16 protein-coding genes, 1 tRNA gene and 2 pseudogenes are annotated in these 20,177 nt (G+C 42.5%); 9 read left to right on the top strand and 10 right to left on the bottom strand.

The genetic code is table 11. The features are described from left to right. Positions 1–122: 122 nt before the first annotated feature. A pseudogene (locus M2R47_RS04600) lies at positions 123–1,247 on the bottom strand (ABC transporter substrate-binding protein); the annotation flags it as partial. A 429-nt stretch (positions 1,248–1,676) separates the two neighbouring features. After that, positions 1,677–2,579: a polyprenyl synthetase family protein gene (locus M2R47_RS04595; protein ID WP_249099620.1), complete on the bottom strand. Its 903-nt coding sequence runs from the start codon at positions 2,577–2,579 to the stop codon at positions 1,677–1,679. A gap of 158 nt (positions 2,580–2,737) precedes the next feature. Here M2R47_RS04595 and M2R47_RS04590 point away from each other — a divergent pair. Next, positions 2,738–2,813 (top strand) — tRNA-Phe (locus M2R47_RS04590). Positions 2,814–2,913: 100 nt separating this feature from the next. On the opposite strand, the gene M2R47_RS04585 is transcribed toward M2R47_RS04590, so the two are convergent. From M2R47_RS04585 to M2R47_RS04575, 3 genes are read right to left on the bottom strand one after another with little or no spacing between them, the layout of a single operon-like run. Next, positions 2,914–3,423, bottom strand: coding sequence for a cytochrome b (locus M2R47_RS04585; RefSeq protein ID WP_249099617.1), 510 nt, complete (start codon positions 3,421–3,423; stop codon positions 2,914–2,916). Between the two features lie 27 nt (positions 3,424–3,450). Continuing rightward, positions 3,451–3,816: a rhodanese-like domain-containing protein gene (locus M2R47_RS04580; RefSeq protein ID WP_249099614.1), complete on the bottom strand. Its 366-nt coding sequence runs from the start codon at positions 3,814–3,816 to the stop codon at positions 3,451–3,453. A gap of 9 nt (positions 3,817–3,825) precedes the next feature. Then, the gene (locus M2R47_RS04575) at positions 3,826–5,136 is read right to left on the bottom strand and encodes an FAD-dependent oxidoreductase (RefSeq protein ID WP_249099611.1); all 1,311 of its coding nucleotides are present in this window, start codon (positions 5,134–5,136) and stop codon (positions 3,826–3,828) included. A gap of 461 nt (positions 5,137–5,597) precedes the next feature. On the opposite strand from M2R47_RS04575, the gene M2R47_RS04570 reads away from it, so the two are divergent. The 3 genes from M2R47_RS04570 to M2R47_RS04560 all read left to right on the top strand — a co-directional run bounded on the left by M2R47_RS04570 (position 5,598) and on the right by M2R47_RS04560 (position 9,139). Then, a complete protein-coding gene (locus tag M2R47_RS04570) occupies positions 5,598–6,620 on the top strand; it encodes an efflux RND transporter periplasmic adaptor subunit (protein ID WP_249099608.1) in 1,023 nt (340 codons plus the stop codon). 179 nt (positions 6,621–6,799) lie between these two features. Next, positions 6,800–7,522 carry a response regulator transcription factor gene (locus M2R47_RS04565; protein WP_249099605.1) on the top strand — a complete coding sequence of 241 codons (723 nt, stop codon included), beginning with the start codon at positions 6,800–6,802 and terminating at the stop codon, positions 7,520–7,522. A gap of 93 nt (positions 7,523–7,615) precedes the next feature. Beyond that, a complete protein-coding gene (locus tag M2R47_RS04560) occupies positions 7,616–9,139 on the top strand; it encodes a HAMP domain-containing sensor histidine kinase (RefSeq protein WP_249099602.1) in 1,524 nt (507 codons plus the stop codon). A 33-nt stretch (positions 9,140–9,172) separates the two neighbouring features. Here the strand turns inward: M2R47_RS04560 and M2R47_RS04555 are convergent. After that, positions 9,173–11,346 (bottom strand): annotated as a pseudogene (locus tag M2R47_RS04555) (carboxy terminal-processing peptidase). A 166-nt stretch (positions 11,347–11,512) separates the two neighbouring features. Here M2R47_RS04555 and nagZ point away from each other — a divergent pair. From nagZ to glyA, 5 genes are all read left to right on the top strand, one after another. Further along, positions 11,513–12,592: a beta-N-acetylhexosaminidase gene (gene nagZ / locus M2R47_RS04550; RefSeq protein WP_249099599.1), complete on the top strand. Its 1,080-nt coding sequence runs from the start codon at positions 11,513–11,515 to the stop codon at positions 12,590–12,592. A gap of 14 nt (positions 12,593–12,606) precedes the next feature. Beyond that, entirely contained in the window at positions 12,607–13,590 is a 984-nt protein-coding gene (locus tag M2R47_RS04545) for a DHH family phosphoesterase (protein ID WP_249099596.1), read from the top strand. A gap of 34 nt (positions 13,591–13,624) precedes the next feature. Then, entirely contained in the window at positions 13,625–14,272 is a 648-nt protein-coding gene (gene leuE, locus M2R47_RS04540; protein ID WP_249099593.1) for a leucine efflux protein LeuE, read from the top strand. A gap of 78 nt (positions 14,273–14,350) precedes the next feature. After that, positions 14,351–14,812, top strand: a complete 462-nt coding sequence (locus M2R47_RS04535) for a chorismate--pyruvate lyase family protein (protein WP_249099591.1) — start codon at positions 14,351–14,353, stop codon at positions 14,810–14,812. A 134-nt stretch (positions 14,813–14,946) separates the two neighbouring features. Beyond that, complete coding sequence (glyA, locus tag M2R47_RS04530; RefSeq protein WP_249099589.1) at positions 14,947–16,326, top strand: serine hydroxymethyltransferase; 1,380 nt, start codon at positions 14,947–14,949, stop codon at positions 16,324–16,326. A 441-nt stretch (positions 16,327–16,767) separates the two neighbouring features. On the opposite strand, the gene M2R47_RS04525 is transcribed toward glyA, so the two are convergent. From M2R47_RS04525 to M2R47_RS04510, 4 genes are all read right to left on the bottom strand, one after another. Continuing rightward, the gene (locus M2R47_RS04525; RefSeq protein WP_249099585.1) at positions 16,768–17,535 is read right to left on the bottom strand and encodes a tRNA threonylcarbamoyladenosine dehydratase; all 768 of its coding nucleotides are present in this window, start codon (positions 17,533–17,535) and stop codon (positions 16,768–16,770) included. Then, the gene (locus M2R47_RS04520; RefSeq protein WP_249099581.1) at positions 17,528–18,367 is read right to left on the bottom strand and encodes a TatD family hydrolase; all 840 of its coding nucleotides are present in this window, start codon (positions 18,365–18,367) and stop codon (positions 17,528–17,530) included. Before M2R47_RS04520 ends, M2R47_RS04525 begins: the two co-directional genes overlap by 8 nt. Before the next feature lie 76 nt (positions 18,368–18,443). Further along, a complete protein-coding gene (locus M2R47_RS04515; RefSeq protein ID WP_249099807.1) occupies positions 18,444–19,475 on the bottom strand; it encodes a 5'-nucleotidase in 1,032 nt (343 codons plus the stop codon). Between the two features lie 8 nt (positions 19,476–19,483). Further along, a complete protein-coding gene (locus tag M2R47_RS04510) occupies positions 19,484–20,011 on the bottom strand; it encodes a GspH/FimT family pseudopilin (protein ID WP_249099578.1) in 528 nt (175 codons plus the stop codon). Between the last annotated feature and the right edge of the window lie 166 nt (positions 20,012–20,177).

Here is a 20,177-nt window from a genome sequence, read left to right as displayed (position 1 = left end):
TCTTTTTGTAATATCTTTTCAGCCTCAACATAAGCTTGCTGACGACTTTCATTCGTAGCACCAGCAGATAGCGTAGAATCTAGCAGGCGATCATATTCAAGATTACTATAAAAACTGGTGTTATTACTGTTGCCAGTACGCATGATGTTTAAGAAAGTGGAAGGCTCATTATAGTCTGCACACCATGCCGCAGCGGCCATTTGGAAATTACCTTGATCACGAGTATCTAGGAACATTTTCCACTCTTGATTGATGATGGATATGTTCGCATTTGGCAAATACTGCTTGTACAATGACAAGATTGCTGAAGTTAATCGTTTGCCAGCTTCACTTGTGCTGTATAAAATCTCTATTTTGGCAGGTTTTTGCTGACTGTACCCTGCTTGTGCCAATAAGTCATTTGCCATCTTAGCACGCTCAGCCATTGGTAGTTTTGCCCAGTCTGGTACAACCTTAGTCATGCCTTGAGTGTAGTAAGGTGTTAATTGATAACTTGATTCCTCGCCACGACCCAAAACCTCTTTAGTAATCAAATCACGGTCTAATGACATTGATAATGCGGTACGCACTCGCACATCATCTAATGGTGCTTTTTTGGTATTGTATTCAAGATAACTGGTGCATAGCATTGGCGTAACCACCACTTCATTAGGCATTTCCGCTTTTAGTTCCTTGAACATCTCGGAAGGTGCAGCAGAAAAATCAACCTCACCAGCCTTATATCGAGACATGGCAGCTTGGGCACTCATGGGTAGGAATGCCACGCTGTTAATCTTAGTTTTAGCATCATCAAAATAACTTTCATTACGCTTTAAAATGATGTGACTGTTAACTTTCCAGTCATCAAGTTTATATGCTCCATCAACAACAATATTGGCTGGATCTGTCCATTTATTACCATACTTTTCAATGGCTTGCTTTGGCGTAGCAAAGGTTGCTGGCAAGAGCATCAAGTCTGGCAGATATGGCACCGGCTCTGTCGTAATGATCTGTAAGGTATGGTCATCTAGTGCCTTAACACCCAAAGTATTAGGCTGAGCCTTACCTTGGCTGATGGCTTGAGCATTCACCACTTTGGCATCCACCAAATAAGCTCCATAAGGCGCTGCTGTCTGAGGATCGGTCAGGCGCTGCAAAGCATAGACGAAATCTTGTGCCGTCACAGGCGTACCATCTGACCACTTAACATCAGTACGCAATTTGAAAGTCCAGACTGTATCATCAACACTCTGCCATTCAGTAGCCATGCTAGGTACGGTCTTACCATTAGCATCTGAAGCAGTCAAACCCAAAAACATTTGACGCTGAATGGCAAATGAAGGAGCATCAGATGCCTTTTGTGGGTCAAGTGATGCTGGTTCAGAAGCATTCACAATGACAACATCAGCAATCTTATTGGTAGAGATGGTGCTATTAGCACCCGATGATGCTGATTTTTCACTGCCACAGCCAGTCATTAAAAAACTTGCTGCCATCAAGCCTGCAAACAAAGGGTTGAGTGTCAATTTCATAAATCATCCTTTTTTAAAAGTTTTTATTGAGCTGCATAACAGATGGAGTGTTTTGTAATTTAACCTAAATTTGACATAAAGTCTATACCAAACTGTAAAATTTTATAACAAAAAATACAAAGATAACCACACAACAATTTAACACACCATCTCACCTCAAGCAGCCTAATATCCTCTATATTGTAGCCATTGCACCATCTGTAGCAACAAATTATCATCGCCCAAATCAGCCACTTGAATTTTTGCCCAATCAAACAGCTCATCAGCATAAGCACGAGCCTCATTCACCCCCAAAAGCTTAACATAGGTAGATTTATCCAATTTTTCATCGCTGCCAGCCATCTTACCCAGCGTCGCCGTATCCGCCACAACATCCAGCACATCATCTTGGACTTGATACGCCAGCCCAATCAGACGGGCATACTCACCCAAGCGGTGGCACATCACATCATCAGCTTGAGCACATACCGCCCCCATCAATACCGCCGCCTCTATCAACGCCCCTGTTTTGTCTTTATGGACGCACTGCAATTCATCTTGACTAAGCAGTCTTTGCTCACCATTAAGATCCGCCTGCTGACCTGCAACCATACGCCTAGCATTTGTTGATAAAATCTTGACAAGTTTGGCAAAAACATCATCATTCATTAAGATCATTCCACTTAGCTGAATGCCCAATACCTCAAACGCCAAGGACTGCAACACATCTCCCACCAACATCGCTGTCGCTTCACCATAGACCAAATGGCAAGTTGGTTTACCACGGCGTAGCTCATCATCATCCATACATGGCAGATCATCATGCACCAAAGAGTAGCAATGCACCATCTCAATCGCCATCATGGCCCGACGAACATCATCAAGCCGATCAGCATTGCCCCCAGTTGCCAAAAAGCTTGCCAACACCAAAAGCGGTCGCACTCTTTTTCCGCCATTGGCCATCGCATAGCATGCCGCTTGATCCAGAGGCTTTGGCAGATTTATTTGGTTAAATACCATCGGAAAATCTGTCGCAAGCTGTCGTATGACAAACTCATGCACATCATTTAATGCGTTTTTTTGAAACATTTTTACCCCATGTTCATTCATCTTTTGTCGCTATCATACTTGAAAAGTAGTGATTTTTGTAAATTTTTGACAAAAAATTCATTTTTTTAAAAAAAAGACTTGCAAAGTTCAAAAATTCGTATATAATACGCACCAATTAGTCATGAAGACTGATTTACGGCGCGATAGCTCAGTCGGTAGAGCAACGGATTGAAAATCCGTGTGTCGGCAGTTCGATCCTGCCTCACGCCACCACATTTAAAAAGCACTCAATAATTATTTTGAGTGCTTTTTTATTTTAACAGTAAATTTACTTAATAAAAAATCACCGTTAAGGGTGATTTTTTATTACAAGCTAACGCATTCTGTTTAGCAGACCATCTTTTAAAATTAACTGATGGTATACAACCGCCAGAATGTGCGACAAAATCAATAGCCACATCGTCGTCCAAATAAATCCTGTATGCCAAGCATTCATCAGCTTAGCCATCTCTTTATCCGCCCCTACCAACATCGGCAACTCAAACAATCCGAACACACTCACACTACGACCAGCATACATTGACATCAGCATGCCAGTGATCGGCATGGCAAGCATCACTACATATAAAGCAAGATGTACCAAATGTGCCATCGCCGTCTGCCACATCGGCATTGATATGGCAGCAGGTGCCTTGGTCATCAAGCGAGTGATGATGCGTAATAGCGTCCAAATCAAAAAGATCGCACCAATTGATTTGTGCAAATCAACATAGCCATCGCCCAAATTGATGGCGATGAACGCCATCAAAATGAGCAAGGCACCCACCCAGTGAAAAATGCGCACAGCAAGCACATGCTTTTGGGTGGGACATACAGAATTCACAAAAACCTCCAATGAAACGAAAAAATGTTACCTAAATCCTTTTTTGAGCAAATCATCATAGCCACCATGATTGGTAACATTGACATACCCAAGCTTGGTCAGCGTATTTTTGACAACTTCGGCACGACGCCCAGAGCGACAGTAAAGATGAATGGGTGTATTTTTATTAGGAGCAACGCTTGGTATCTGGTCAGCGATTTGCTCATTGGTGATGTTTAACGCACCTTGCAGATGACCTTGGGCGTACTCCTCAGCAGAGCGGACATCTATCCAGACGCCTTCAGCTTTTTTAACCTCTTGGACATCAGCAGGTTGTACTGGCGACTTGGCATTTGGCACTGCACAGGCAGTCATGGCAACAAACAATGAGGCAAGCAGAGTAATTTTTTTCATGATCTCTCCTTATGAAATGGCACCAAACAAGTCATTCAAACTTTCTGACATGGTAGGGTGAGTAAAGATATGATTGGCAAGATCTTGATAGGTCAAGCCTTGGCGTATGCTCAAATCCACAAAATTAATCATTTCATGAGAGTTATCACACAACAGTTGCACCCCCAGAATTTTATTCGTGTCAGCATCCACCACCGCTTTTAACATGCCTTGTGTTTTTTCCACAACCTTTGCCTTTGGAATGGCATTTGCCAGCAAAGTGGCAGTTTTTACTTGATAGCCTTGATCCTTGGCAGCTTGTTCAGTTAAGCCAGCCACAGACAATGGCGGATTGACAAAAACACTATAAGGGAATGTGCGATTGTTGGTTGTATACTTTCCACCGTCAAACAAATGACTTCTCACCACTCGAAAATCATCTAACGACATATAGGTAAACTGTGGCGAACCTGCGACATCACCCATGGCGTATATGTGCGGTTCATGCGTCTGCAAGTGTTCATTCACTGCAATAAAACCCCGTTCTGTCAGCTGTATTTGAGTATTTTGTAATGCCAAATCTGTATTCGGCTGTCTTCCTGTGGCAATGAGCACAGCATCAGCTAAGAATGACTCGGTTTCGGTTGTGATGAGCGTGCGACCGTCTTGATTGCCAATCTTTTGGATTTTTTGGGAAAGCTTTACGCTCACGCCCTGATCATTTAAGATTCCCAATAAAGCATCGGCAATTTGTCTATCCTCTTTGGGGACAAAAGTATCCCCTGTCTCTAGAACAGTAACTTGACTACCAAACTCAGCAAAGCTGCTGGCAAATTCAAGTCCAATATAACCACCGCCAATAATCACCAGATGCTGTGGCAGTTTATCAAGCTGCATGATGCCTGTGCTGTCATACACATTTTGGGCAGTATCAATACCGTCAATATTAGGAATACGACTCAATGCACCTGTGTTGATGTAAATGTGGTCCGCTTTGATGGTTAAGGTGTCTTGCTCACGCACCACTTGAACGGTATGAGCATCAATAAAGCTTGCCTTGCCTGTGATGACGGTCGCCACCTTGTCAATCATCTCAAAGTTGGCTTGATTGAGAGTGCGAATCAATTCATTTTTTTTGATGATGGCTTGATGAAAATCGCTACCATTCTCTGCTAAAAATTTAATTTTCTTGCTAGGGATGCAACCAACATTGATGCAAGTACCACCATACATTTGAGCGGATTGCTCCACCAAAATCACACTTTCGCCTTTTTGTGCCAAAGTTTTGGCAAGAGTTTTGCCCGCCTTACCAAAGCCGATAATCAAGTGTTTTGTTTGCATGATTCACCTCATTTAAAATTAAATGATAAAAAAACTGTCATTTTTTAGATTCATCAAAACCACAACAGTAAAATCTCAATAAAAACATCATCATCTCTAATAATGGATTGCTTACTTGCCATCATCAATATGAAGCAATATCAAAAGCACACATCTGTGCATTTTAATCCATCTGTCAGACATGACAGAATGACATTTTACAATTTTAATCATACAAATGCAATTTAATCCCCTTAGGCATGGCAAGTTAAGGTTTGATGGCAAAATTTGCCACGATAAACTCAGCAACATCACATAACCTACCAATCATCATGATATTAGTCACACACCTTTTTAGCCTAAATATCAGTCATGGTGGTAATGGCGATGCGACCTCAAACTCACAAAAACCATATTCAATCTGATGATAACATGTTAGTATAAGTGTTTTTATCCACCGATGATCCCCATAAAGAGTCAACATGATGAAGTTGTTTACAAAAATTGCCCTGTTTGGCATGGCAAGCTTTGTTTTATGTAGCTGCAAACCGCATCCACCTACAATTGACACACTCAACCAAAAAATTGAACAAAGAGATGACTCTGTCATCGCCCATCGAGATCAAAAAATCAAAGAAGAAATCAGCACAAGTCCTGCCATCATCGATGGTGATGCAATCATGTTAAACAAATCACAACTTGCCTATGTTAAGATGGCACGCTATCACCCAACCTTTTCACTAGAAGGGGCGATAGAACCCATCAAACAAACTGCCGTCAAACTGCCTGACGACACACAGCCACAACAAATACTTGTCAAAGATGGCGACTTGGTCAAACAGGGTCAGTCCATCGCTTTGCTCAAGTCTCACAATAAGGATGCTTTCATATCATTGACCGCACCGCATGCTGGCATGATCGGTAACATCAATCCACAAGCAAATACCAATCAAAGCACGCCATTGCTAACCATCACCGACATCTCCCAATACCAATTCGTCAGTCAATTGCCCAGCTACTTTAAGCCACACATTCACATTGGCGATACGGTAGAGCTTACCGTTGAAGGTCAGATGTTCGGTGGACAGGTCATCTCTGTTACAGCTGATGAAAACAATTTGCACGATTTGAATGTTCAAGTCAGCATTCTTACCACGCAAAATGACTCCCAATCATTCAAAATTGGTCAATTTGCCAAAGGCATGATTCAGTATGGGCAAATCGAAGTGGGGGCATTGCTACCAGACTTTGCCATCATAGGCAATGATTTACAACCACTTGATTTAAACGCATTGTATGCACCGCCTTACAAGCCACAAATACCCATCGCTGCTCACGCCTGGGTGGTTAAGCAAAATGCTCATTTACACCTAGCTGATATTCATGTCATTGAGTACCAGCCCGATACGCGTCGTTTTTTGGTATCTGGCATCACAGATGACAGCCTTATTGTGCTTACCACCCTACCTAAGAATGCAGATGACAAACAGGTCATCATTGATTGAAACTGTATAATTGTTACAGTCAATCAGCAAAAAAATGGGGTTTTTTGCACAATTCTTGGAAAAATTGCACAAAATTCATAAAAATTCAAAATTGGCTACAATTTAATACTTGCTAATCTTTGTAAACATTGGCAAGATATGACATACTTTTTATTGTAATATTTTTTGGGATGATAATCATGAACAAACAAATACTGCTCATTGAAGACGATCCAGATTTGGCAGAACTGGTCAGTGAATATTTATCAATGAATTATTATGAAGTGCATCATGCTGCCACAGGTCAAGCAGGTCTTGATCTACTTGATACCAAAGAACGAGACATCAGCTTGATTGTGCTGGATTTGATGCTGCCTGACATGGATGGCATGCAAGTCTGCCAAAAAGTACGCAACGCCAAAAACCCACAGATCAATAAAGTGCCGATCGTCATGCTCACAGCCAAAGGCGACACCACCGACCGTGTACTTGGTTTGGAAATGGGTGCGGATGATTATATTTCCAAGCCTTTTGAACCAAGAGAGTTGCTTGCTCGCATTCGTGCGGTATTACGCCGTCATGAGACACCAAACCAGGCAGATTTGCACTCTGGCAGTTTGACTTTTGGTCGCCTAACAGTGTTTCCTGACAGCCATGAAGTTACGATTGACGATAAAATTGTTCGTCTGACCACGCATCAATTCCAGCTGTTGCACTATTTCGCCACTCATGCGGGCAAGGTACTTAATCGTGAGCAATTATGGCATGCCATGCCAAATGATGACAGCTCTGAAAATATCGATCGTGCGATTGATGTACATATCTCCCGCTTAAGAGCCTTGATTGAGGACAACCCTCGTCAGCCAAAACGCATCATCACCGTGCGTGGTGTTGGTTATCAATTTGCCACCGATCAGGTCTAAATGAGATAAAAAAGACCATCATCATGATGGTCTTTTTTTATCAATGATGAATGACATTGAAGATTTCAACGACCTAAATAAACGGCGTGATTTATGAAAAAACAGCTTGGTCTTAACTCAGTCTTTGCCCAACTTTTTGTGAGCGTATTTTTGGCAATCATTGCTTTTGCCATTGCTATGGTGCTACTCGCCCAGCTGGTACATAACAATTCTGATGGCATGCGTTCAAAAGCAGTCGCCGAACAAATCATGACACAAATCAATCCACTCATCACAGAAGCTGAAACGCTAAACAGTCATAATGAGCTACTAAAAGCCAGATTTATTTTGGCGGTCGTAAAACGCAGTTTTGATATCTTTGATGAAAGCTTAAATGCCAAAATAGGCTTATACGCCCCTAATGGCGATCTGATTTTACAGACTGAAGACAGTGGATTACCACCCAAAATCATTGATGACAAATCATGGCTTGATACAATCATTCCAGGCGTTCTCTCGCCTGCACATCATCATGTTACCTTGACAAATGCGGCAGGTTATAAATTATGGTATGAAAGCCGCACCCCACCACCAGAAAGACCTTTTTCAGCAATACTCAACTTATTCACAGGCACCCTACTACTGGTACTGATTATGTCAGCAGTGCTATGGTGGATTGCTCGCAACATCACTTGGCGCATCAATCACCTAAGTCGACAGATGGTAAAGCTTGGAGACGGTGATTTTAGTGTGCGTGCCGACGAACAAGGCAATGATGAGATTGCCGCCTTGGCATATGGCTTTAACCAATCTGCCCAAAAAATAGAACAGCTAATCAACGCAAATAACCTTTTACTTGCACACGCCAGCCATGAGTTCCGCACCCCCATCACACGCATTCGCCTACAAATCGAAATGATGAATGTGCTTGCCAATAAACTAAACAGTGATGATAAAACCAAATTTGACAAGCGAGCCACAGCCATCAATCGTGATTTGACAGGATTGAATGACTTGGTAGAGAGTATTTTGCTGGTCAGTCGGCTTGATGCAGGTCATGCCATAGGCTCTGATGAGCAAGTCGATTTATATGAACTGGTGCGAGCCGAATGTCAACATTACTCCAAGGTGTCTCTTTTTGCCGAGTCGGTGGTGATGACAGCACAACCCAAGCTTTTGACGCATGCAGTACGAAATCTGCTTAATAACGCCATGATTCATGGCGTGCCACCGATTGAAGTATATGTTTATGAAGCGATGGATGGCGACAGTGCCGGCAACATCCCACAAAGCCTCACAGAAACACTTACCTTTGATGAAGACACACCCAAAAAACCCAAAAAGTCACTACTTGGTTTTTCCAGGCAAAAAGAAGGGGTAAATAAAGAATCAGCCCTTGCGGTGATTGCAGTCATTGACCAAGGCGATGGCATTCCCCAGGAAAAACGCCGTGATATTTTTAGCCCTTTTGTGCGTCTCAAACAAGAAAAAAAGGGGTCAGGACTTGGTCTTTCTCTTGTCTCACAAATCGTTGATGCACATGGCGGCCAAATCATCACTGACACCTACCAAGGAAAGACACGATTTTTAGTTACACTGCCCCTAGTAAAAACAAAAACAGCCCAGAAAGACGGATAAAGGGCCAACCCCTTTATCTACTCAATTTCACAATTACTTAGATTTGGCATCAAACATTAATCGAGCCGCCTCCAAACATAAGCCTCACTCTCTGGCAGTTTTGGACGCAGATTCTCCTTCATTGCACTACGCTCTTCATCCAAAGCATCTTGGCTGGCCTGATAAGTTGCCCAATCCGTATATGGCTGTTCTCCAGTCGCTTGACGGCGAGCATTTTCAGCCGCCAAAGTACGATTTTCTATCTCTTTATTTTTAGCACGGCGTTTGTCAATATTGACATCAGAAGGTTTTTTATCATCGTCAAATGCACGAATGGCATTTAATTGAGTTAGGTATTTAAATTGTGCATCTTGGGCTTGGCGATCACTTGAAATCTTGGTCAGTTTGTCTATCAATTCCTGACTGTATTTACCTTCTGGCAAATAGTCAGTACCATCAATCGTATCCCATTCAAGTGGATTTTTATACTCACGCTCACCAAATTCAATCCCCTCATAGACATTCACCAGCTCAATATCAGGCACCACTCCTTTGTTCTGAGTACTGCCACCATTGACACGATAAAACTTGCGTTGGGTAATGGTCGCCGAACCCAATGCCAAATCATCTCGTTGTGATTGTGCCGATCCCTTGCCTGTCGTGGTGCTACCGACCACCAAGCCACGACCGTAGTCTTGGATTGCTGCTGAGAAAATCTCAGAGGCTGATGCTGATCCCAAATTAACCAAAACCACCATATCGCCTTTGTACAGTTGTTCGCCACCATCTTTATCATAGTAGACCTGCACATCACCTCGATTATCACGAATCTGCACCACAGGCCCCTCCTTGATGAAAAAGCCCAGCATGTTTGCCACTTCACTTAGCGAACCACCTGGATTGTTACGCAAATCCACCACCAAGCCATCAATACCTTCTTGATTAAGAGCTTCGATTGCTTTTTCGGTATCCAAACTCACAGAGCGGTAGTCGCTGATGTTAGCACCGCTACGGCGAGCCTTGAAATTCAGATAAAAACTTGGAATCTCTATCACACCCACGCGTTTTATGTCCTTGCCATAAGGCACTTCAATCACTCGGTGCTGCACACCCGATTCATCTTGCTTGATGACATCACGCATGATGGTAACATACCGAGCGGCACTATCTGGTGCATTGGGTCTTTTTATTTTAATGGTAACAGGCGTGCCTTTTGGGCCACGAATGAGTGCTACAATCTCACGAGTGCTAAAACCCACGGTGTCAATCATGGTGCCGTCTTCTTTTGCCACGCCGATGATCAGATCATTTGGGCGGATTTGCCCTGTTTTTTGTGCAGGTCCACCATCCACCAAGCTAATGATGCGAGTGTAGTCAGGGTTTTTACGGTCTGGACGGATAGACACCCCAATACCCTCTAACTGTAAATTGGACCTAATTTGCATTTCATTTGCTTGCACAGGAGCAAAGTAGTTGCTGTGCGGATCATAAGTTAACATGGCAGAATTTAAGATATTCTCCATGATTTCATCATTTTTTAAGCGTGCCAGTTGCTTCTTTTGGCGATTGATGCGATTTAACAAAATCTCATTAGGTGTACGCTTTTCATCCTTAATCAAATCTTGACCCTTGGTCAATTCAGGGTGTTCCAAAAAAGCCTGATCTTTTGCTTTTTCATTTTCTTGATTTAGAGTAATGGCAATCAAAGAATTGGTGATTTGAATTTTCCAATAATTCAATTGCTCCGCCTTATCCTTAAAGCGTGGGGCATGTTCACGGTCAAGCACGATCGTCTGATCGGTACGCAAATCCACCTCGCCAGAAAGCATTTGTATGGCTGCGTCGTAATACTCATTAGCACGAGTACGGTAACGCTCAAAAATCTCAATCCCAGGCCTCAAATCGCCATGCTTTAAGCTATCAGCATAAGTATCGCCATACTTTGCCATGAATTCATCAACATCTGACTGCAATAAAAGCGTGCGTGATGCATCCAGGTTATCAAAATAAGTTTCAAGAATTTTTTTACCCATTTCACGATCTAAGGGCTGTTTAAGATAGTGCGCACGATCAAGCAATAGTGATACCTGGCGCGTGGTAATCCTTTGTTCAATATTCGGCTCAAACCCTCGTTCATCTGCAACCTGTGCAACCGCATTAATGCTTTGCATCAACATCACGCCTGCTACCGCCATCGCCACACCCGACCATAAAAATTGCTGTCTCATTACCAATCCTTAAAATCAAAGTTAAGAAAAATTCGCATTATGTTAGCACATTCCATCTTGCTTGTGTGATGGTTTTTGTGAGTAAAATTCTTTACATGGATACATTTGCTAAAAATCATGGCATAATAAGCAATGTTTTTTATTTTCAGCAAACAGTAGGTAAAACATGGCAACTGGCATCATTATGGCAGATGTGGCAGGGAAAACTCTTACCCCAGCAGATGAAGTATTTTTGGCAAACGATGCCATCGGCGGAGTGATTTTATTTGCACGCAATGTAGACACCCCTGAACAGGTACGCACTTTAACCGACCAAATACGACTAATCAATCCCAACATCATCGTCGCCGCTGATCAAGAAGGTGGGCGAGTGGCCAGATTTCGTACAGGATTCTCTCCCTTGCCTGCGATGGGCAAGCTGGGTAAGCTTTATGACACAGATGCCGATAGAGCCTGCCAGCTTGCTTATGATGCAGGCTACTTAATGGCATGTGAAGTGCTGGCGGTGGGGGTGGATATCAGCTTTGCACCCGTATTGGACATTGATGGGGTCAGTCTCGTGATTGGTGATCGAGCGTTTCATACCAATCCACAAACGGTAAGTAAGTTATCAGATCGCTTCATCACCGGCATGAATGACGCTGGCATGCAAGCAACAGGCAAACACTTTCCAGGTCATGGATCCATCGCCCCAGACTCTCATGTGTCAGATGCCATCGACAATCGCAGTTTTGAAAAAATTTTAGCATGCGACTTGGTCAGCTTTAAACACAACCTAGACAAACTGGCCGCTCTCATGCCTGCACATGTGATTTTTAGCCAAATCGATGACAAGCCTGCTGGCTTTTCCAAAATCTGGCTACAAGACATTCTGCGGGATCAGCTGGGCTATGACGGCGTGCTATTCTCAGATGATTTGTCCATGAAAGCTGCACATGTCGCAGGTGATGTTACCATGCGTGTCAAATCCGCCATTGATGCTGGCTGCGACATGGCACTGGTCTGCAATAATCGTGAAGATGCTTTATTGGCCGCCGATTTTGCCAAAACGCTGCCCGACAGACCAAATAAGTTTGGCTGCATGAAAAGTCAAATTCCAAACTGGCAAACAGACCTACGCACCACTTGCTTACATGCCTTTTCTTATTATCAACAAGCTAAAGACAACATACAGCAAGCATTTTTTATGGACATGCCAACCACTGTTTCTGCCAACGACAAAGACCCCACTCAATATCACTGCTAGGACTTGAAACACTCATGCACCACATTTTTGGACACACCTCGCCAGACACCGATGCTTTTGCCTCCGCATTTGCATTGGCATACTGGCTTAACGCCCAAAACATCAAAGCCACTGCTTATCGCTTGGGCAAACCGAATCCTGAAACAGCCTTCGTGATTCGCCATTTATTCGCCAGGTTTGGCGAAGAGTTAAAAGATACGCCAGACATGCTTTTACCCCATCTCAATCCAGATCAACCCTTTAATACATTGACCAAGGGGGATAAAATCGGTCTGACCGATCATAACGAAGCAAGCCAATCCATCAAAAATCTGCATGAGTTTGACTTACGATTCATCATAGACCATCACAAAGCCAATCTCACCACATCAAACACCGCCTACATTCGCATACACCCTGTTGGCTGCACTTGTACGATTTTATATGAAATGTTCGCTCAAAAAGCCATCGCCATCACACCAATGCTTGCCACGCTCATGCTATTTGCCATCATTTCTGACACTCTTAATCTCACAAGCCCTACCACCACAGATGATGACAAACAAGTCGTGGATAAATTATTAAAAATCATCGGACTGTCAACAGCCGACAAAGACAACTTCGCCCATCAGATGTTTTTGGCAAAAAGCAATACCAATCACCTAACCGTGCGTCAAATTCTATTGCTGGATTATAAAGAGTATGATTTATGCGGTCATCGGTGGGGTGTCGCAGGGATTGAGACAATGCACACCACACAACTGCTGGCACGCCGTGATGAACTGATTAAGGCGGCACAAATACTTAAACAGGAAAAAAACCTAACCCATCTGATGATTGCCATCGCTGACATTCAAGAAAAAACTGGGTATGCGATTGCTTATGACGACGCCCAAAACGCCATTCTCACTCAAACCTTTGACACAACCATGACAAATGGCGTGTTTTCTTTGACAGGTGTCATCAGTCGAAAGCGACAAATCATTCCTAAAATTGAACAATACTACCAATCACTTTAAGCACACACCACATTCATCAAAAAAAGATTCGTTCATGTTTGGCATTACCGACTTAACCACTTACTTACTTGGCGTCATCATCATCATTTTATTACCTGGCCCAAATAGCTTATATTGCCTATTGGTATCAGCCAATCACGGTAAGAAAGCTGGGGCATTAGCGATGCTTGGCATTTTGGTGGGTGATGGCGTGCTAATGACTGCAACCATCTTGGGGGCTGGCACTTTATTCAAAGCATACCCCACCGTTTTTGATGGGATAAAACTGATTGGCGGCTGCTATTTGGCGTATATCGGCATACGGTTATTGATGGGAGCGTATGACACCCTAAGAAATCACCAAAAACCCATCAAAAACCCCCAACCCACAACCACCAAGCAACAAAACCATTTTTATCGCTCGCTACTACTTAGCTTAACCAACCCAAAAGCAATTTTATTTTTCCTATCTTTTTTTGTGCAGTTTGTCGATCCTAATTATGACCGACCATTCTTACCTTTTTTGATATTGGCAGTCATTTTGCAATTAGTCAGCATGAGCTATTTGACTTTATTAATTTTTGGTGGCAAAAAGCTTGCTCGTGCATTTGGCTCTCGACCTGCAGCGGCGACAATCGCCATGTTTTTTGCCGCTTGTGTATTCATCGGTTTCGGTGTGAATTTATGGCTAGAAAAATTGTGAATTCATTCAGTAATTTGACGGTTCTGTGCTACAATATCCCAAAGCACGCCAATCATTAAAGCATCATTCATCACAATCATGACATCACCCCCTGCCAAGCTATTGCCCTACCTCAACGCGAAAGGCTCTTTAACCACCTTGCTTGAAAAAAAATCAGGTCAACCCATTCAGGTCAAAGTCATCAAAGAAGGATGGCAAGCGATTGATTTTGCACATAAAAAAACTCTAAAACTACCACTTCGTCATCAAAGTTTGGCATGGGTAAGAGAAGTTCTACTGTTCGGTGATGAGCATCAAGCATGGGTACACGCCAAAAGCATCTTTCCACTGTCAAGTTTGACAGGTGAAGGCAGGCGATTACGCCATTTGGGCAACACACCCATCGGCTATGTACTATTCAAAAAAAACAAAAAACTGCCATACATTCGGCAAATTTTTGAACAAGATGGGCAATTTGGACGAGTAAACATTTATCATTGGCAAGGTCGTCGCATTTTGATTGAGGAAATTTTTTTACAAAACTTTTTACAAGTCATTTAGTCATTCCGTGCGTTCAGTAAAGATGCTTGGCATAGGGGTGTTTACACCCATGCGAAAACACATAAAACCTTGTGATATTTTTAAATTATGATACACTAACTGTTGTTTTTATTATTTTAAAGAGGGAGTTCATCATGTTCAAAGACATTCATTTACACACTTACGATCCACAAATCGCCGATGCCATCAACAAGGAGAGTCAGCGTCAAGAAGATCACATTGAGCTGATTGCCTCAGAAAACTATTGCTCACCCGCCGTCATGCAAGCACAAGGCTCGAAGCTGACCAACAAGTATGCCGAAGGCTATCCAAACAAACGCTATTACGGTGGCTGTGAACATGTTGATATCATTGAACAAATTGCCATTGACCGTGCCAAAGAGCTGTTTGGTGCAGATTATGCCAATGTGCAACCACATTCTGGTTCAAATGCCAATGCTGCTGTTTATCTTGCTTTACTAGAACCAGGCGATACCGTTCTTGGCATGAGCTTGGCTCATGGTGGACATTTGACGCATGGCTCACCTGTATCATTTTCCGGCAAGACCTACCATGCTGTGCATTACGGCATTGATGATGACGGCTTGATTGACTATGACGAGGTGGCTCGACTTGCTCATGAACATCGACCAAAAATGATCATTGCAGGATTTTCCGCTTACTCACAAGTGATGGATTGGCAAAAATTCCGCCAAATCGCTGATGATGTTGGTGCATACTTGATGGTGGACATGGCTCATGTGGCAGGCTTGGTAGCAGCAGGACTCTACCCCAATCCAGTACAAATCGCTGATGTTACCACCACAACCACTCACAAAACCTTGCGTGGCCCTCGCTCAGGTCTGATTCTTGCCAAAGCCAATGAAGAAATTGAGAAAAAGCTCAATTCTGCGGTATTTCCTGGCACACAAGGCGGCCCACTCATGCATGCGATTGCTGCCAAAGCCGTGTGCTTTAAAGAGGCAATGAGTGATGATTTTAAGACATATCAACAACAAGTACTTGCCAACGCCAACGCAATGGCAAAAGTCATTCAAGATCGTGGCTATGATGTCGTTTCTGGCGGCACTAAAAACCACCTCATGCTGATCAGCCTCATCAAGCAAGGCATTACAGGTAAAGAAGCCGACAAATGGCTGGGCGATGCACACATCACCGTCAACAAAAACTCCGTGCCCAACGATCCAAAATCGCCATTCGTTACCAGCGGCATCCGAATTGGCACTCCTGCCATCACCACTCGTGGCTTTAAAGAAGCAGAATGTACAGAGTTGGCAAATTGGATTTGTGACATACTTGATGCCCGTGGCGATGAAAGCGTTTTGAATGATGTTCGCATCAAGGTTGGCGAGATTTGTGCACGCTTACCAGTCTATCAACAATCCAAAACCAAAGAGTTGCTCAATAAAATCAGCGACATGATTGATGAGCAAACTGACAGTGAATTTGCACATGCCGCTAAAGCCAAATTTAACGAACTTTACGAAAAAGCGATGAAAAAAATTACCAAATAGGCACCCGACCACCATCACCTCCAAATCTTAAACACAAGATTCAATGTCAGATGGTAGGTTAAGTGATTTTATCAAAGACTAAGTATCTGTTTGCTACAGGACTTGGTCTTTTTTAATTTTAGCTCTCTTCTATCATCATTATCATGGTGAGTGTTATGCATGTTCATCAATGGTATTATCAAGTTTATTGAGATTGGTTAATCAATGACATCGATCAATGATATGCCTTTGATATTCATTAAATTTGAGTTAATCTTTAAAGACGCTGCGATTTCAAGTTCAGACATCTTGTGGTTTTTGCGGTAATTTTGGTGATTATGATGATAAACAGGTTAAAATCTACTGTGTATTTGTGATATAAAACACCCCAAAAGCGGTGTCTAACTTTTGGAGTGCGATTTAATAAAATAGATTTTCTGTTCATACGCCAGCTTTAAAGTATTATTTAGACAGCATGGCCAAACACTCCGACACCATCACCATACCAACAACACTGGTAACTGCCACTGAAGAGCCATAACCGCCACAATTCAGCCCACTTTCGCATGCTTTTGCCATTTTTAGTTGCTCGGTAGAATACACGCACTTCATGCCAAATTTACCTTTTTTATTTTGAGTGATGCCTTTGTCTTTTAAGCGTGTACGCAATTTGGCCAACAAAGGGTCTTGAATGACATCTTTTAAATCCGCCACTTGAATTTTTGTTGGATCAATCTTACCGCCCGCACCCCCTGAGATGATGGATTTGATTTTGTTAAATCGACAATGTAAACTGATGGCAAGCTTGGCACTCATATCATCCACACAATCAAGCACCACCACTTGACCACCACTCTCCTGCAACTGTTGAGCGTACTGTTTTGACGGTAGGATTTTTTCGACATTATCTTGGGTCAAAAAATCATCCACCAAATTAAGCTTGATACAAGGGTTGATTTGTCGCAGTCTGTTTGCCATAGACTCAATTTTTGATTCGCCCAGTGTTGTGTCAAGTGCTGGCAACTGACGATTGATATTACTTTCAACCAAAACATCCAGATCCACAAGGGTAATCTCCCCAACACCAGTCCTGACAAGACCTTCTGCTGCCCAAGACCCCACACCACCCACGCCAATCACATAAACATGTGCTTTAAAAAACCGTTCAAAATCCGACCCATAAAGCGTACGAGTACCTGTAAAACGACGCATTGCTATAAAATCACTCATAAATCCACTCTTGGCGTAAAGCCGAATTAGTATTTTGCCATAATTGTCTTGCCAAAACCTCTTGATCCATCTCAAAAAGAAGTGATAACTCATCAAACACATGAATCAGATTGGCGGGCACATTCAAGCGACCATGATGATGGCAACACGCAGGTATCATGTCAGGACAGTCTGTTTCAATCACAAAAGCTTGTGCTCCATACTTTTTGAACACCGCCATCACAGCACGACGCAATTTTTTGGCATTTAAATTGGTAATTTGTCCAGTAATCCCAAGCTTAAACCCCATTTTCACGAATGCCAATGCTTCTTGCTCACCACCACTAAAACCATGAGCAATCCCCCCAAGATTGTCCGCACGATAAGACTGTTCTTTTAAAATCCGCAAAACATCGGCGTGCTTTTTACGAATATGCAATAAAATGGGTAGCTCATGGGCTTTAGCAAGCTTAATTTGCTCAATAAAGAACATTTCTTGCCTGACCATCACCTTAGCATCTTTTAATTCGTCTTGATAAGCATCTAGGCCAATTTCACCAATTGCCACTGTTGAATGACTTGCCATAAAGGTAGCAAGCGTCTCCAAATCATCTTCATGCTGCTGACGAACATACAAAGGATGCAATCCAAAAGCAAGATGAGGCATGGGAGCTGTTTTTAACAGTGCCAATTGATCACGCACCTGCACCATTCGTCCAAAATATTTTGCCAAAAGACCAATCAATAATAAGTGCTGGACACCACGGTCAAAAGCATCAGTTGCAAGAGTTGATCTAAGACCGTCATATTCTGGCACATCAAAATGCGTATGAGTATCAATCAAACGAATCATGAGTTGCAAGACTTTTTACTGCTGCGTCTCAATAATAGCACGATGATGGCCAATACCGTGAAATTTGCCATTTTCATTACTCAGACCTTTTATCTTTTTTAATAGGTTTAAACACTCTAGCGTGTAAGGGTTCTTGGGTAAATTCATTCAGTAACGATGCAGAGTGGTAAGGCACATGTGCTGATGGCACATGACTGCGTGCAGCATTAATGTGTTTAATATGATCATCAAAAAAGATGTGCGGTGCAAAAGTTTGTAATACACGCGTTTTATTTAATCCACCCAAGAAAAAAGCCACATCCACACTAACACCCCATGCTCGCAGGGTCTTGATGGCACGCATGTCAGCAGGGGCATTCCTAGCAGTTACCAAGGCGATACGAATTGGATTATCATCTACCTCATCATAGACAGGCAGTTTGGCTTGCAGTTTAGAAAGCTTAATCAAAAAATCCGCATAGGGTCCCTTATCCATTGGCATATTCATCTTTTCATTTTCATAATGATGAAAAGCCCTTAATCCATGCTGCTGAAAAACAAGTTCACTTGCTTCATTAAAAAGCACCGCATCTCCGTCAAAAGCAATGCGTAATTGCTTATCATCAAGCATGGATATGTCAATTGGTGCTGTATCCAAAATGGCACAAGCACATACGCCAGCATCAGTGATTTTTTGTGCGTCACTCGGATTGGTCGTTAAGAATAAGTCCACATCAAAATCATCAATGTAATCAGCAACCGAACCACCAGAAATAAACGCTGAGCGAGTGATATTTAGCCCATGTGAACGAATGGCATTTAATACTTGAATGCCCATGTCAGGCGTGGATTTAGAAACAATTACCACTTCAACAAATGGAGACTCATCATGATAATCTTTACGGTCTTGATATTTGTTTAGATTAAGCAAGGCTTTGATCAGCGGATAACCAGTTCCTGGCAGCAACGGATCATTCTCATGTGCCTGCATGTACTCACGAAAACGCTTAATGGCAGTGCTTACATCCTCTTTCATAAATTGCATGTATTTTGCTTCAATATTCGTCAAGTCAAATAATGCTGTCGCCGAAATGGCAACAATCAAGGTCTGTGAAAAATCTACCGCCACCCTTACTCCTAACAACCAATATCCAGTCGATCACCGCGCTTTTCTGAAACTAACCCATGCATATTAACAACCACTTGAAAACTATGATATTCTTGTTTTAGAACATTACAATACTTAATATGACCAAAATTACCACGAGGTCTACCTGTATCTCCCATGAATTTCATATAGTCTCGGTTAGCAGAAGCATTCACACTGATTATACCATATTTAAGCGACAGTCTTTCTTTACTGACAATAATATCTTTGTTATCATATTTATTGTTTTTGTTCATATCCACAAAAACTATCAAGCTCCCCTGAGCGTTTCTATGACACACATCGTCATTCATGATACAAATCAAAACATCCTTATTACGAATTCGGCTCTCCACTTTCGCCAAACGAATTGCATCATGAATATGTCTGCGGATGGCGTGTGACTCAACTCTTTGCATTATGCCCCAATAAAAAGGTTGTGCAAAGAATATGAGAACAGCAACAATCACCAAGACAAGCATCAACTCAAATAATGTAAATCCCTTTTGTCGACACATAACCCACCGATAGCAATCAATTCTAGTAAATAATATACAACCAACATGACACTAATATCAACATTAAACCCCCTCCATCATCTGATGAAGGGGGTAATCAAATAAGGTGCTGACGATGACCTACTCTCACATGGGCGAACCACACTACCATCGGCGCTAAGACGTT

Origin of the sequence: Moraxella oculi, assembly GCF_023336735.1 — a bacterium.
GTDB lineage: Bacteria > Pseudomonadota > Gammaproteobacteria > Pseudomonadales > Moraxellaceae > Moraxella > Moraxella oculi.
This window is presented reverse-complemented; position numbering and strand designations above follow the sequence as displayed.

Bases quoted from the DNA above. Each gene is read 5' to 3' on its own strand.
- M2R47_RS04535 (WP_249099591.1), top strand. From the start codon at position 14,351: ATGACATCACCCCCTGCCAAGCTATTGCCCTACCTCAACGCGAAAGGC.
- M2R47_RS04595 (WP_249099620.1), bottom strand. From the start codon at position 2,579: ATGTTTCAAAAAAACGCATTAAATGATGTGCATGAGTTTGTCATACGA.
- M2R47_RS04565 (WP_249099605.1), top strand. From the start codon at position 6,800: ATGAACAAACAAATACTGCTCATTGAAGACGATCCAGATTTGGCAGAA.
- M2R47_RS04520 (WP_249099581.1), bottom strand. From the start codon at position 18,367: ATGATTCGTTTGATTGATACTCATACGCATTTTGATGTGCCAGAATAT.
- M2R47_RS04560 (WP_249099602.1), top strand. From the start codon at position 7,616: ATGAAAAAACAGCTTGGTCTTAACTCAGTCTTTGCCCAACTTTTTGTG.
- M2R47_RS04545 (WP_249099596.1), top strand. From the start codon at position 12,607: ATGCACCACATTTTTGGACACACCTCGCCAGACACCGATGCTTTTGCC.
- M2R47_RS04510 (WP_249099578.1), bottom strand. From the start codon at position 20,011: ATGTGTCGACAAAAGGGATTTACATTATTTGAGTTGATGCTTGTCTTG.
- M2R47_RS04575 (WP_249099611.1), bottom strand. From the start codon at position 5,136: ATGCAAACAAAACACTTGATTATCGGCTTTGGTAAGGCGGGCAAAACT.
- M2R47_RS04570 (WP_249099608.1), top strand. From the start codon at position 5,598: ATGATGAAGTTGTTTACAAAAATTGCCCTGTTTGGCATGGCAAGCTTT.
- nagZ (WP_249099599.1), top strand. From the start codon at position 11,513: ATGGCAACTGGCATCATTATGGCAGATGTGGCAGGGAAAACTCTTACC.
- glyA (WP_249099589.1), top strand. From the start codon at position 14,947: ATGTTCAAAGACATTCATTTACACACTTACGATCCACAAATCGCCGAT.
- leuE (WP_249099593.1), top strand. From the start codon at position 13,625: ATGTTTGGCATTACCGACTTAACCACTTACTTACTTGGCGTCATCATC.
- M2R47_RS04580 (WP_249099614.1), bottom strand. From the start codon at position 3,816: ATGAAAAAAATTACTCTGCTTGCCTCATTGTTTGTTGCCATGACTGCC.
- M2R47_RS04525 (WP_249099585.1), bottom strand. From the start codon at position 17,535: ATGAGTGATTTTATAGCAATGCGTCGTTTTACAGGTACTCGTACGCTT.